Raw genomic sequence first — 12,145 nt, forward strand, 5'->3', positions numbered from 1 at the left:
GGGAACCTACGCTATTTTTGCGGCAGAAGCTTTTCCGCCGGGATACGCACGCTGAGTTCCGCCTGTTTCGGCTCGACGAACATCACCAGCGCAAACATCGCGCCATAGACGATGCCGGCCAGGACGGCGAGAGTGACGATGAAGCGGAACAGTGTCGGCATGAGTTGTGGTAAGTCCTGACCCTGTTTCTGGCTCGCCGCCCGAATCTGTTCCCTTATGGGACGCCAATTCGGTCATTTCAAGTATACAACACAGCAACACGCAAGCTTGACGCAACCGGGCTTTTCATGTCGATACGCCAGCGATGAACGCTCAATCTGCAATCGAAACGGATGTCGACCAGGCAGCCCTGCTGGAAAGGCTGGGGCAGCGCTCCATCGTGCTGGTTGGCCTGATGGGCGCCGGCAAGACGGCGATCGGCCGCAAGGTCGCCACCACGCTCGGCCTTGCCTTCGTCGACAGCGACCAGGAGATCGAAGACGTCTCGCGCATGTCCATCCCCGAGCTGTTCGACCTTTACGGCGAGCCGGAATTCCGGGCGCTGGAGCAGCGTGTCATCGTCCGCGTGCTGGAAGGCGGCCCGCAGATCCTCTCCACCGGCGGCGGCGCCTACATGAATGCCCAGACGCGCGAGGCGGTTCGCGCCAACGGCGTTTCGATATGGCTAAAGGCCGACCTCGACCTTTTGATGGAACGGGTGTCGAAGAAGCAGAACCGGCCGCTGTTGAAGAACGACAATCCGCGTGCCGTCCTGGAAAGCCTGATGAACGAGCGCTACCCGGTCTACGCCACCGCCGACCTGACCGTGGTGACCCGCGACGAGCGCAAGGAAGTCATCGCCGCCGAGGTCATCGAGGCGCTCGGCAGGCATCTTTCCAACATCCGCGAGGACAAGTCGTGAGTGCAGTCGTTACCGTCGAAGTCGGCCTGGGCGAGCGCGCCTACGACATTCTCATCGGCCCCGGTCTCCTCGCAGGCGCCGGCACGGAGATCGCCAAGCGGCTGCCCGGCACCCGCACGGCCATCGTCACCGACGAGAACGTCGCCGCCAACCACCTGGACGCGCTGAAGGCCGGCCTCGAGGCGGGCGGTATCCCAGCCTCAGTCATCGTCCTTGCCCCCGGCGAAAAGACCAAGAACTTCGAAGCCCTGCAGCAGGTTGTCGACGGCGTTCTGGCGGCGAAGCTGGAGCGCGGCGATGCCGTCCTTGCGCTGGGCGGCGGCGTCGTCGGCGACCTCGCCGGCTTCGCCGCCGGCATCGTGCGGCGCGGCATGCACTTCGTGCAGGTTCCGACCTCGCTTCTGGCGCAGGTCGATTCCTCCGTCGGCGGCAAGACCGGCATCAACAGTCCGCGCGGGAAAAACCTGGTGGGCGTGTTCCACCAGCCCAAACTGGTGCTGGCCGACACCGGCGTCCTCGATACGCTGCCGTTGCGAGAATTCCGCGCCGGCTATGCCGAGGTCGCCAAATACGGGCTGATCGACCGGCCGCGGTTTTTCGCCTGGCTGGAAAAGAACTGGCAGGACATATTCGCCGGCGGACCCGCCCGCATCGAGGCGATTGCCGAAGCCTGCCGGGCCAAGGCCGATGTCGTGGCGCGCGACGAATTCGAACAGGGCGACCGGGCGCTGCTCAACCTCGGCCACACCTTCGGCCATGCGCTCGAGGCTGCGACCCGCTACGACAGCGCCCGCCTCGTCCACGGCGAGGGTGTCGCCATCGGCATGGCCCTGGCGCACCGGTTCTCCACCCGCCTCAATCTTGCCAGCCCGGACGATGCGGCCCGCGTCGAAACCCATCTCAAGGCCGTCGGCCTGCCATGGCGCATGGCCGATATTCCGGGCGAATTGCCGGATGCCGAGGCGCTGCTCGGCTTCATCGCCCAGGACAAGAAAGTGCAGCGCGGCGCGCTCACCTTCATCCTGACGCGCGGCATCGGCCAATCCTTCATCGCCAGGGACGTGCCGACCTCCGAGGTGCTCTCCTTTCTCAAGGAGAACCACCCGGGATGAGCGAGGCCGGCTGGATCGTCGCCGGCCTGTTCGCCACAGCCGGCCTTGCCGCTTTCCTGCTGCGGGATCGTCTCGCACGGGCGGCGGGCTATGCTCCGCTCAGCCAATCCCCGACAGGAAGCGGCGAACGGCGCGAGGAAGCCCAGCGCCCCGGCAATGGCAGCCGGCAGGACGAACGCAAGCGCCTCGACGACCGCTTCGAGCTCGATGAACTCGAAGTGTCGGACGTCATGGTCCACCGCACCAACATGCGTTCTGTCAACGCCGACAACGCACCCGAAGCCGTTGTCCGCGAGATCCTGCAAAGCCCCCACACCCGCATGCCTTTGTGGAAAGGCTCCCTCGACAACATCGTCGGCGTGCTGCACGCCAAGGACCTGTTGCGCGCGCTGAACGATGTCGGCAACGACTTCTCCCGCATCGATGTGATGAAGGTCGCGGACAAGCCGTGGTTTGTGCCCGACACCACCACGCTTCAGGAACAGCTCAACGCCTTCCTGCGCCGCAAGGCGCATTTCGCCATCGTCGTCGACGAGTATGGCGAGGTCGAAGGCCTGGTGACGCTGGAAGACATCATCGAGGAAATCGTCGGCGAGATCGCCGACGAGCACGACATCGACATGCAGGGCGTCAAGCAGGAGGCCGACGGTTCGGTCGTGGTCGAAGGCACGGTCGCGATCCGCGACCTCAACCGCGCACTGGACTGGGACCTGCCCGACGAGGAAGCGACCACCATTGCCGGCCTCGTCATCCATGAAACGCAGTCGATCCCGGAGGAGAAGCAGGCCTTCACCTTCCACGGCAAGCGTTTCGTGGTCATGAAGCGCGACAAGAACCGCATCGCCCGGCTGAGAATCAGGCCGGTATCCGTCGAGGCCGAGCCTCAGTCTCTACGGAAGCAGGATTAGGCCTCGGCCAGAAATACCGTGCCGCAGCGATTGCCATCGCCGCTCCGATCAACTGGGCGATGACAAAGCCCACCACGTGCTGCGGCAGGATGCCGGCGGGCGTCGCCGTGAACGCGCGCATCACCGTCATCGCCGGATTGGCGAAGGCCGTCGAGGCGGTGAACCAGTAGGCTGCGCCGATATAGAGGCCGACCGCCGCCGGCACCACCGTCGGGGTCCGCGCCACGCAGCCGAGGATGACAAGGATCAGGCCGAACGTCGCGATGCCTTCCGCCAGCCAGTGCCCTGACCCCGTGCGGGCGGTAGCTGCCATTTGCAGGATCGGCAGTTCGAACATGGCGTGCGCCGCCCACACCCCGATCAGGAAGCCGGCAAGCTGGGCAAGGCTGTAGGGCATGACATCGCGCCACTTCAATTGCCCGTTGGCGGCGAAGGCGAGGCTGACGGCGGGGTTGAGATGCGCGCCTGAGACCGGGCCGAACAGCCAGATCAGCACCACCAGCATGGCGCCGGTCGAGGTCGAGGTGACAAGCAGCGCAAGGGCGTCCGAGCCTTGCGCCAACCGCTCGCCCATGATGCTCGACCCGACAATGGTGGCGAGCAGGAAGGCCGATCCGAGCGCCTCGGCGATGAGCCGTCTGGAAAGCGGTTCGTTCATGGCTTGTTGCTCGCCGCCGGCGAGGCGCCTTCCGCCTTGCCGATTTCGGCGAGGTGGCTTTTGACGGCGAGATGGTCGAGCTTGTCCAGCGGCAGGGCAAGAAACAGCGAGATACGGGTCTTCATGTATTTGAACGCCGTGACAAAAGCCGTTTCCTTCTCGAGGTCGGTGCCGGTGACGTGCGAAGGATCGTCGATGCCCCAATGCGCCGTCGCCGGATGGCCGGGCCAGACCGGGCATTGCTCGCCGGCGGCATCGTCGCAGACGGTGAAAACGAAGTCCATCGACGGCGCATCCGCAAAAGAAAATTCGTCCCAGCTTTTGGAACGCAAGCCGTCCGTCGGATAGCCGTAGCTGTCCAGCACCTTCAGGGCGAAGGGATTGACCTCACCCTTGGGATAGCTGCCGGCGGAATAGGCATTGAAGTGCGGCGCGCCGTCCTTTCGCAGGATGCCTTCGGCCAGGATGGAGCGCGCCGAATTTCCGGTGCACAGGAAAAGCACGTTGAATGGTCGGTGGGTCATGACGAGATTGCCCGGTTGGAGATCGTTTTGTCCGGGCTTGCCCGGCCCGGAAGACAGCACGGCGTGAGCGCGGTGATGAGTGGCGCGCAGACCTCCGCCTTGCCGTTGCAACAGTCCCTGAGCAGGAACAGCACAAGCTCACGCAATGACGGCAGGTTGGCGCGATAGAGGATCGAACGGCCCCGCCGCTCGCCGGACACCAGCCCGGCGCGCATCAACACGGCCAGATGTGCCGACATGGTGTTTTGCGGAACGTCCTCCAGCCGCGCCAGTTCGCCGGCAGCTATGCCTTGCGGCTCGACCGCCACCAGCGACCGGAAAGCCTCAAGCCGGGTAGGCTGCGCCAGCGCCGAGAGCACGTCGATTGCGGTTTGCGTATCCATATATCCGGAATAATGGATATACATGACGGCTGAATGACAAAGCCTGCTCAGGAACAGGCAGCGGTTCGCCGTCGAGCCGGTCGTGGGGCCGGCCGTGGAGCCGAAATGTCCGCCATCACCACCTGACGGCTTCGCCCGGCGCCGCGGCCTCGATGGCCAGCGCGTGCAGGCCGGCCTTGATTTCCACGGCGAGCGCGGCGTTGACGGCGCGGTGCCGGTCCACCCTGCCCATTCCGGCAAACGCCGGTGCGACAATTCGTACCCGGAAATGCGTCTCGCCCTTGCCGTCGAACTCGGCGACGTGGCCGTCCTCGACATGATGGTGGCCCGCATGCAGATGGCTTTCGTTGATGACGGCCAGCCGCTCGGGCGAAAACGCCTCGGCAAGCTTTGCTTCCATCGTCGCCTGCATGGACATCCGCGTCATCCTTCACCACATAGGCGTTACCGCCATAGAATCTGTCGCCAAAAATCTGGTGCTTGCCAGCATTAAGCCGCGATTCAGCGGTTAGGGAGAACAATCGCGAAAATGTCAATTCTTGTTTCGCGCCGGCTATCGGCTCATACATCGGTGAAATGAAAGCGTACCCGAAATATTTCGAAAAGATTCGCATCCGCCCCGAGAAGGATGCGGAACTGAAGTCGCGCGCGCCGGCTTGCCAGTGGGATGGCTGCAAGGAGCCGGGCACGCACCGCGCACCGGTCGGGCGTCTCAAGGAAGGCGAATACTTCAAATTCTGCTTCGATCACGTTCGCGAATACAACAAGGGCTTCAACTATTTCTCCGGCGTCTCGGATTCCGAGATCGCCCGCTTCCAGAAGGAAGCGATGACCGGCCATCGGCCGACCTGGAAGATAGGGGTCAACACCAGCACCCGTTCGGCCCCGGATTTTGCCCAGCAGCGCTCGGGCCGCGCCGGCTACCACAACCGTATGCGCGACCCCTTTAACCTGTTCAACGATCCCCACGATCACGGCACCCCGCGTGAACGCAAGGCCAAGCCCCTTGAGGCCAAGGCGCTGGAAACGCTTGGCCTTGACGCAATGGCGACTGGCAAGGACATAAAGGCGCGCTATAAGGAACTGGTGAAGCGTCACCATCCGGATGCGAATGGTGGCGACAGAGGTTCGGAAGACCGGTTCCGCGATGTGCTTCAGGCCTATCGCGTGCTCAAGCAGGCAGGCCTGTGCTGAGCAACCAGCGGGCCAAGGCGTTTTTCCAACTTTCATCCGGTTGGAAAAGGCTTTAAGACCGCCCCCGGACAAAATCTTGATTGCCGGCGAAGCGCATCTGTTCGCCTGGGGAGACGTTGAGACGTTATGAACAAGGTCGAACGCGATATCGCCAACCTGCCTGACACGACGGTGTCGGTGAAGGAAAAGTTTGGTTTCGAGTCAAAGATGCTCGTGCCGGCCTATTCGGCGGCCAGCGAGCACGTGCCCGACATCGATCCCGACTATCTGTTCGACAAGGCCACCACCATGGCGATCCTGGCCGGTTTTGCCTACAACCGCCGCGTCATGGTCTCCGGCTATCACGGCACCGGCAAGTCGACCCATATCGAGCAGGTCGCCGCCCGCCTCAACTGGCCGTGCGTGCGCGTCAACCTCGATAGCCACGTCTCCCGCATCGATCTCGTCGGCAAGGACGCCATTGTGCTGCAGGACGGCAAGCAGGTCACCGAGTTCCGCGACGGCATCCTGCCCTGGGCCTACCAGCACAATATCGCGCTCTGCTTCGACGAATACGACGCCGGCCGCCCCGACGTGATGTTCGTCATCCAGCGCGTGCTGGAGAGTTCGGGCCGCCTGACGCTGCTCGACCAGAGCCGCGTCATCCGCCCGCACCCGGCCTTCCGCCTGTTCGCCACCGCCAACACGGTCGGCCTCGGCGACACCACCGGCCTCTACCACGGCACCCAGCAGATCAACCAGGCCCAGATGGACCGCTGGTCGATCGTCACCACGCTGAATTACCTGCCGCACGACAACGAGGTCGCCATCGTGCTGGCCAAGGCCAAGCACTACCGCGACGCCAAGGGCAAGGAGATCGTCAACAAGATGGTGCGCGTCGCCGACATGACGCGCTCGGCCTTCGTCAATGGCGACCTTTCCACCGTCATGAGCCCGCGCACCGTCATCACCTGGGCCGAGAACGCCGAGATCTTCGACGATGTCGGCATGGCTTTCCGCCTCACCTTCCTCAACAAGTGCGACGAGCTCGAACGCGCCCTGGTGGCCGAGTTCTACCAGCGCGCCTTCGGCGAAGACCTGCCCGAGAGCGCCGCCAACGTCGTGCTCGGCTAACCGGAGGATGCTGTGACCCATCAGGGCGGTTGCCATTGCGGAAAGGTCCGTTTTCAGGTCGATGTGGACCTCTCCAGCCCCATCACCTGCAACTGCTCCTACTGTTCCAAGCGCGGCAGCATGCTGGCCTTCACGCCGGCGGAAAGCTTTTCGCTTGAAAAGGGCGACGGCGACCTGACCGAGTATCGGTTCAACACGAAGACGATCGCGCACCTGTTCTGTGCCTCGTGCGGCATGGAATCCTTCGCGCGCGCCACCATGCCCGACGGCATCAGGATGGTCGCCGTCAATGTGCGCTGCCTCGACGGGGTGGACGCCGATGCGCTCACGTCCCAGCGCTTCGACGGGCGCTCGCGCTGATAGGCAAGATTGATGGCGGGACCGGGCGACAACACACGCGGCAAACCGAAGACGGGCTCTGAAGCCGACAGCTTCAAGCGCGCCGTCACCGTTTGCATGCGCGCCATTTCCAACGACAAGGAATTGGAAATCGCCTTCGCCAAGGACAAGCCGGCGCTGGCCGGCAACCGGGCGCGGCTGCCGGAACTGCCGAAGAAGGCGTCGAAGACCGACATCGCCGTTACCCGTGGCCTCGGCGATTCCATGGCGCTCAAGCACGCTTGCCACGATAGCCGCATTCACACCCGGCTGGCCCCGGAGGGCAAACAGGCCCGTGCCATCTACGACGCCGTCGAGCAGGCGCGCGTCGAGGCGATAGGATCGCGCGCCATGGCCGGCGTCGCCGACAATATCGGCGTCATGCTGGAAGACAAATACGCCAAGGCCAATCTCGCCGAGGTTCGCGAGCAGGCTGACGCACCGCTGGAGGAAGCTGTGGCGTTGATCGTGCGCGAGAAGCTGACCGGCCGCGCCGTACCCAAGAGCGGCGAGCGGATGGTCGAGCTGTGGCGCGACTGGATCGAGGAAAAGGCCGGTTCCGACCTGGAAGGGCTGACCGACAAGCTCGGCGACCAGCAGGCCTTCGCCCGCGTCGTGCGCGACATGCTGGCCTCGATGGAAATGGCCGAGGAACTCGGCGACGACGAGGAAAGCGAAGACACCGAGGACAACGACGACGACCAGCCGCAGGGCGAAGACCAGAGCGAGGACGGCGGCGAAGACGAATCCGGCTCCGAGCAGTCCCAGGCCGAGGACGCCGAGACTTCCGACGACGACCAGTCCGCCGCCGAGACCGAAGCGTCGGACGCCACCTCCGACGATCTTTCCGACGAGGATGATGACGACGCCGAGACGCCGGGCGAAGCGCGGCGCAACGACAACCCCTTCAACAATCTGTCGAAGGATGTCGACTACAGGGTCTTCACCACCACCTTCGACGAAACCGTCGGCGCCGAGGAACTGTGCGACGAGGAGGAACTCGACCGGCTGCGCGCTTTCCTCGACAAGCAACTCGCCAACCTGTCCGGTGTCGTCGGCCGCCTCGCCAACCGCTTGCAGCGCCGGCTGATGGCGCAGCAGAACCGCTCCTGGGACTTCGACCTCGAGGAAGGCTATCTCGATCCGGCTCGCCTGGTGCGCGTCGTCATCGACCCGATGCAGCCGCTCTCCTTCAAGCAGGAGCGCGACACAAAGTTCCGCGACACCGTCGTCACCCTGGTGCTGGACAATTCCGGCTCCATGCGCGGCCGCCCGATCACCGTTGCCGCGACCTGCGCCGACATCCTCGCCCGCACGCTGGAGCGCTGTGGCGTCTCGGTCGAGATCCTCGGCTTCACCACCCGCGCCTGGAAGGGCGGACAGGCTCGCGAGAAGTGGCTGAAGGACGGCAAGCCGGCCAATCCCGGCCGCCTCAACGACCTGCGCCACATCATCTACAAGTCGGCCGACGCGCCATGGCGCCGCGCCCGCCGTAACCTCGGCCTGATGATGCGCGAAGGCTTGCTGAAGGAAAACATCGACGGCGAGGCCTTGCTTTGGGCGCACCAACGGCTCATCGCCCGGCCCGAGCAGCGCAAGATCCTGATGATGATCTCCGACGGCGCGCCGGTCGACGATTCCACTTTGTCGGTCAATCCCGGCAACTATCTGGAGCGCCATTTGCGCGCCGTCATCGACCTGATCGAGACCCGTTCGCCGGTCGAATTGCTCGCCATCGGCATCGGCCACGACGTCACCCGCTATTATCGCCGCGCCGTCACCATCGTCGACGCCGAGGAACTGGCCGGTGCCATGACCGAACAACTGGCCGGGCTGTTCGAGGAAGAGCATTCGCGCGACCGTCGTGGCGGTGGTCTCAGGCGGGCTGGATGAGCGGGCTTTCTTTGCCTCTCTTTCGCACGGTGTTTTCCAGCTTTATGCTCCATGACGTAGAATACAGGCTTCGCCGGTATCGGCTGGCACGACTTGCGGCACCGATCCTCGCACTCGCCACCCTGCTTTCGCCAGCCCTCGCTGCCACGCCCGTCGAAGCCATCGAGGTTTCCGCCCGTCCGGTCACGCAGTTCCGTATTGGACACGAGGAAAAGAATTTCGGCCCGCTGGAATTCGTCGGCGGGATCGAAATGACCTCTTCGTCCCGCAACTTCGGCAGCGTGTCGGCCATGCGGTTCCTGAAACCCGGCAGCGACTTCATCGGCGTTACCGACACGGGTTTCTGGCTCTTCGGCAGCATCGTCCACGATGCCGGGCAACGCCCGGCCGGCGTTCGCAACTTCCGCATGCAGCAGATGGTCGACGTAAACGGCAAGCCGGCCGACATCAAATGGGAGGTCGATGCGGAAGGCCTCGGCGTCAAGGACGGCGTGGCCAGCGTCGGCTTCGAGCGCGACCATCGCGTCAGTCAATTCAAGATCACGCCGGACGACATGACCATGCCGTTCGGAAATCTCGACTTCCTGGTTCCGGCACACGAATTGCGCCAGAACCGCGGCTTCGAGACCGTGACCTGGTCCAGCCCGGCCGGCCCTTTAAAGGGCGCGCTGGTGGTGGTTTCTGAAAAAAGCCTCGACAAGGCCGGCAATATCTTCGCCGCCGTGCTGGACGGCCCGCGCAAGGGGGTTTTCACCGTCAGGCGCGAAGGCGATTTCGACATCACCGACGGCGCATTCCTGCCTGGCGGCGACCTGCTTTTGCTCGAACGTAGCTTTTCGATGGCGCGTGGCGTCAGGATGCGGTTGAGGCGCATCGCCGGCGACAGCATCGCCAAAGGCGCGCTGGTCACCGGACCGGTGCTGTTCGAAGCCGACATGGCCTACCAGATCGACAATATGGAAGCGCTCGACATCTGGATCCGCAACGACGGCGCAACCATTGTTTCGCTGATGTCGGACGACAACCAGTCGATCCTGCAGCGCAACCTCTATCTCGAATTCGTTCTCCACGACGATTGAGCCGTCACAGGATCAGACCGACTGGAAAGCTGGAGCGCACCTCTCCACCTCGCCATCCCGCAATTCTCTTTCGAGCGGAGCGGGAAAGGAAGTCCGGGATCCATTCGCGACGGTGCGGTGGCCTGTCAGCGGTCGAGAATGGGGATCGATCCACCCACTCGCCGTTCCCACCCCATCGCCAACTCATTGTTTCCAATCACCTACCGCAAAAATCTCTCACCGCCCTTTTCCACGCCCTCTCAACCTCTTCCATAATCGGTGCCATCGCTTCTGCGGGAAACTCGGTGCGCACCGGGTATCGAGGGGAAGCGTCGGTGCCGGATTGGTCGCATGACGGTGTGCGGCTGGGTGATGAGCGGTGAGGCAAGACCACCGGACGGGCGGCCGCAAGGTCGCACTAAATTACTAAACGAGCGTCCGAACGGCCGCCCGTCTTCCCGACCTCTCAAGCGAGGTCAGTTCTTTGACAAAGGCCAGACGCGAAAGCGGGCGTGGCGATGAATAAGCATATCCATCCCGTCGTCATCCTAGGGCGGAGCAGGCCGAAGGCCGTTGCGCAGACCCTAGGATCCATGCCGTGACATCCCGGCAGCGCGCAAATGGCGCAAAAGCAGGCCACCATTCTGAGCCGCCCTGCACCACACAATCCTAACGGCATGGATCCTCGGGTCGCGCCTGTCGCTACGCTCTGGCTTGCCCGAGGATGACGAAGCGGAAAACACCCCGTCATCCCGGAAGCGAGCGGAGCACCGCGATGGCGATGCTGTCCGGGATCCATTCCGTGACTTTGCAGCATTATTCTGGGCGGCAGTGCGCCAAGGGTACGGAAAATCCTCACCAATCGCTGAGCTTGGTCTCCCCGGCCACGTAGTCCTGGCCTTCGATGTCCTTCACCACGGCCTGGCCGCAGCGCATGACCTTTTCCTTCTTGTCATAGGCATAGGTCGGCGAACCATAAAGGTGCCAGCCCTTGTTCAGCGCTGCCGTGACCTTGTGGCAAAAGGTGGCGTCGTCGATCGCGGTGAGGAAGCGGTAGAGTCTCATGTCTTTTCCCTGGCGCAAATGGATAGGGACGTTGCTGTCTTGATCATGCGCCGATGCCGGCGGCTTTCGCCAGCAGTTTTTCGGCCTGTGCCAGATGCAGCCGCTCGACCATCCTGCCACCCAGCACGACCACGCCCTTGCCGGCGTTTTCCGGCAAGGCGAACATGCCGGCAATCGCCCTCGCCTCCGCCAGCGCCGCAACGGATGGCGCGAAGGCAGCGTTAGCCGCCTCGATCTGCGCCGGATGAATGACCGTCTTGCCGTCGAAGCCCATGGCCGCCGCTTCCGCGCATTCCCGCGCGAAGCCGACCGAATCGCTGAAATGGTTGAAGACGCCGTCGACCACGTCGACGCCGCCTGCACGCGCGGCCAGTACCATCTGCATCAGCCACGGCACCAGATAGCGACGGTCGGGAGTTGCCTGAATGCCGGTTTCCTTGACCAGATCGTTCGTTCCGGCAACGAAACAGCTCAGCCGCGAAGCGGCATCGCGGCCAAGCTCGGCAATGGCGCCGATGTTCATCAGCGCCTTCGGCGTCTCGACCATGGCCCACAGCTTGACCTCGTCCGGCACAAAAGCCTCATCGAGATGATCGCCGGCTTCGAGGATATCGCGGGCGGTATCGACCTTGGGCAACAGGATGGCGTCCGGCTCGCAGGCGGCAGCCGCGGCGAGGTCGTCGGCGCCCCACTGGCTGGTCAATGCGTTGATGCGCACCACCATCTCGCAGCGGCGCGCCGGGCGATTGGCAAGGATGCCAGCCAGTTTTTCCCGCGCCGCCGCCTTTTCAGCAGGAAGCACCGCATCCTCCAGATCGATGATGACGGCATCGCAGGCGAGCGTGGCGATCTTGGCCAGCGCCTTGTCGTTGGAGGCGGGAACGTAAAGAACGGAACGGCGGGGGCGGACAGGATTCTGGGACATCTGGTCTTCTTGCCCGGCAAAGCTGGCCCTTGC

At 63.7% G+C, this 12,145-nt stretch carries 15 protein-coding genes; 8 read left to right on the forward strand and 7 right to left on the reverse strand.

Translation table 11 applies throughout. From position 1 onward, the window contains the following. Positions 1–11: 11 nt before the first annotated feature. A complete protein-coding gene (locus ASD64_RS06995; RefSeq protein WP_056102828.1) occupies positions 12–161 on the reverse strand; it encodes a hypothetical protein in 150 nt (49 codons plus the stop codon). A gap of 143 nt (positions 162–304) precedes the next feature. On the opposite strand from ASD64_RS06995, the gene ASD64_RS07000 reads away from it, so the two are divergent. The 3 genes from ASD64_RS07000 to ASD64_RS07010 are packed head-to-tail and all read left to right on the forward strand — an operon-like array spanning position 305 to position 2,921. After that, a complete protein-coding gene (locus ASD64_RS07000; protein WP_056102830.1) occupies positions 305–901 on the forward strand; it encodes a shikimate kinase in 597 nt (198 codons plus the stop codon). After that, positions 898–2,013, forward strand: a complete 1,116-nt coding sequence (gene aroB / locus ASD64_RS07005; RefSeq protein WP_056102833.1) for a 3-dehydroquinate synthase — start codon at positions 898–900, stop codon at positions 2,011–2,013. The genes ASD64_RS07000 and aroB overlap by 4 nt, the downstream gene beginning before the upstream one ends. After that, positions 2,010–2,921: a transporter associated domain-containing protein gene (locus ASD64_RS07010; protein WP_056102836.1), complete on the forward strand. Its 912-nt coding sequence runs from the start codon at positions 2,010–2,012 to the stop codon at positions 2,919–2,921. The genes aroB and ASD64_RS07010 overlap by 4 nt, the downstream gene beginning before the upstream one ends. Here ASD64_RS07010 and ASD64_RS07015 read toward each other — a convergent pair. From ASD64_RS07015 to ASD64_RS07030, 4 genes are all read right to left on the reverse strand, one after another. Continuing rightward, positions 2,869–3,579 carry an aquaporin gene (locus ASD64_RS07015; protein ID WP_056102839.1) on the reverse strand — a complete coding sequence of 237 codons (711 nt, stop codon included), beginning with the start codon at positions 3,577–3,579 and terminating at the stop codon, positions 2,869–2,871. The two genes, ASD64_RS07010 and ASD64_RS07015, sit on opposite strands and share 53 nt — an antisense overlap. Further along, entirely contained in the window at positions 3,576–4,103 is a 528-nt protein-coding gene (locus ASD64_RS07020) for an arsenate reductase ArsC (protein ID WP_056102841.1), read from the reverse strand. The genes ASD64_RS07015 and ASD64_RS07020 overlap by 4 nt, the downstream gene beginning before the upstream one ends. After that, positions 4,100–4,486, reverse strand: a complete 387-nt coding sequence (locus tag ASD64_RS07025; RefSeq protein ID WP_056103047.1) for an ArsR/SmtB family transcription factor — start codon at positions 4,484–4,486, stop codon at positions 4,100–4,102. The genes ASD64_RS07020 and ASD64_RS07025 overlap by 4 nt, the downstream gene beginning before the upstream one ends. Positions 4,487–4,601: 115 nt before the next feature. Beyond that, entirely contained in the window at positions 4,602–4,904 is a 303-nt protein-coding gene (locus ASD64_RS07030; RefSeq protein ID WP_056103050.1) for a BolA family protein, read from the reverse strand. Between the two features lie 158 nt (positions 4,905–5,062). Here ASD64_RS07030 and ASD64_RS07035 point away from each other — a divergent pair, with 158 nt between their 5' ends. The 5 genes from ASD64_RS07035 to ASD64_RS07055 all read left to right on the forward strand — a co-directional run bounded on the left by ASD64_RS07035 (position 5,063) and on the right by ASD64_RS07055 (position 10,143). Next, complete coding sequence (locus tag ASD64_RS07035) at positions 5,063–5,680, forward strand: J domain-containing protein (RefSeq protein ID WP_056102844.1); 618 nt, start codon at positions 5,063–5,065, stop codon at positions 5,678–5,680. 126 nt (positions 5,681–5,806) lie between these two features. Beyond that, entirely contained in the window at positions 5,807–6,793 is a 987-nt protein-coding gene (gene cobS / locus ASD64_RS07040) for a cobaltochelatase subunit CobS (RefSeq protein ID WP_056102845.1), read from the forward strand. A 12-nt stretch (positions 6,794–6,805) separates the two neighbouring features. Then, complete coding sequence (locus ASD64_RS07045; protein ID WP_056102848.1) at positions 6,806–7,153, forward strand: GFA family protein; 348 nt, start codon at positions 6,806–6,808, stop codon at positions 7,151–7,153. Positions 7,154–7,165: 12 nt separating this feature from the next. Continuing rightward, the gene (gene cobT, locus ASD64_RS07050; RefSeq protein WP_056102851.1) at positions 7,166–9,064 is read left to right on the forward strand and encodes a cobaltochelatase subunit CobT; all 1,899 of its coding nucleotides are present in this window, start codon (positions 7,166–7,168) and stop codon (positions 9,062–9,064) included. Between the two features lie 44 nt (positions 9,065–9,108). After that, positions 9,109–10,143, forward strand: a complete 1,035-nt coding sequence (locus ASD64_RS07055; protein ID WP_082549892.1) for an esterase-like activity of phytase family protein — start codon at positions 9,109–9,111, stop codon at positions 10,141–10,143. A gap of 834 nt (positions 10,144–10,977) precedes the next feature. Here ASD64_RS07055 and ASD64_RS07060 read toward each other — a convergent pair. After that, a complete protein-coding gene (locus ASD64_RS07060; protein ID WP_056102853.1) occupies positions 10,978–11,187 on the reverse strand; it encodes a DUF1737 domain-containing protein in 210 nt (69 codons plus the stop codon). Between the two features lie 43 nt (positions 11,188–11,230). Next, a complete protein-coding gene (locus tag ASD64_RS07065) occupies positions 11,231–12,112 on the reverse strand; it encodes an HpcH/HpaI aldolase/citrate lyase family protein (protein ID WP_056103056.1) in 882 nt (293 codons plus the stop codon). Positions 12,113–12,145 lie beyond the last annotated feature (33 nt).

It is taken from the genome of Mesorhizobium sp. Root157 (assembly GCF_001427385.1).
GTDB lineage: Bacteria > Pseudomonadota > Alphaproteobacteria > Rhizobiales > Rhizobiaceae > Mesorhizobium.

Excerpts from the sequence above, each read along its gene's own strand:
- ASD64_RS07035 (WP_056102844.1), top strand. The coding sequence starts at position 5,063 with ATGAAAGCGTACCCGAAATATTTCGAAAAGATTCGCATCCGCCCCGAG.
- ASD64_RS07060 (WP_056102853.1), bottom strand. The coding sequence starts at position 11,187 with ATGAGACTCTACCGCTTCCTCACCGCGATCGACGACGCCACCTTTTGC.
- ASD64_RS07030 (WP_056103050.1), bottom strand. The coding sequence starts at position 4,904 with ATGTCCATGCAGGCGACGATGGAAGCAAAGCTTGCCGAGGCGTTTTCG.
- cobT (WP_056102851.1), top strand. The coding sequence starts at position 7,166 with ATGGCGGGACCGGGCGACAACACACGCGGCAAACCGAAGACGGGCTCT.
- ASD64_RS07055 (WP_082549892.1), top strand. The coding sequence starts at position 9,109 with ATGCTCCATGACGTAGAATACAGGCTTCGCCGGTATCGGCTGGCACGA.
- ASD64_RS07020 (WP_056102841.1), bottom strand. The coding sequence starts at position 4,103 with ATGACCCACCGACCATTCAACGTGCTTTTCCTGTGCACCGGAAATTCG.
- ASD64_RS06995 (WP_056102828.1), bottom strand. The coding sequence starts at position 161 with ATGCCGACACTGTTCCGCTTCATCGTCACTCTCGCCGTCCTGGCCGGC.
- cobS (WP_056102845.1), top strand. The coding sequence starts at position 5,807 with ATGAACAAGGTCGAACGCGATATCGCCAACCTGCCTGACACGACGGTG.
- ASD64_RS07000 (WP_056102830.1), top strand. The coding sequence starts at position 305 with ATGAACGCTCAATCTGCAATCGAAACGGATGTCGACCAGGCAGCCCTG.
- ASD64_RS07065 (WP_056103056.1), bottom strand. The coding sequence starts at position 12,112 with ATGTCCCAGAATCCTGTCCGCCCCCGCCGTTCCGTTCTTTACGTTCCC.
- ASD64_RS07010 (WP_056102836.1), top strand. The coding sequence starts at position 2,010 with ATGAGCGAGGCCGGCTGGATCGTCGCCGGCCTGTTCGCCACAGCCGGC.
- ASD64_RS07025 (WP_056103047.1), bottom strand. The coding sequence starts at position 4,486 with ATGGATACGCAAACCGCAATCGACGTGCTCTCGGCGCTGGCGCAGCCT.
- ASD64_RS07015 (WP_056102839.1), bottom strand. The coding sequence starts at position 3,579 with ATGAACGAACCGCTTTCCAGACGGCTCATCGCCGAGGCGCTCGGATCG.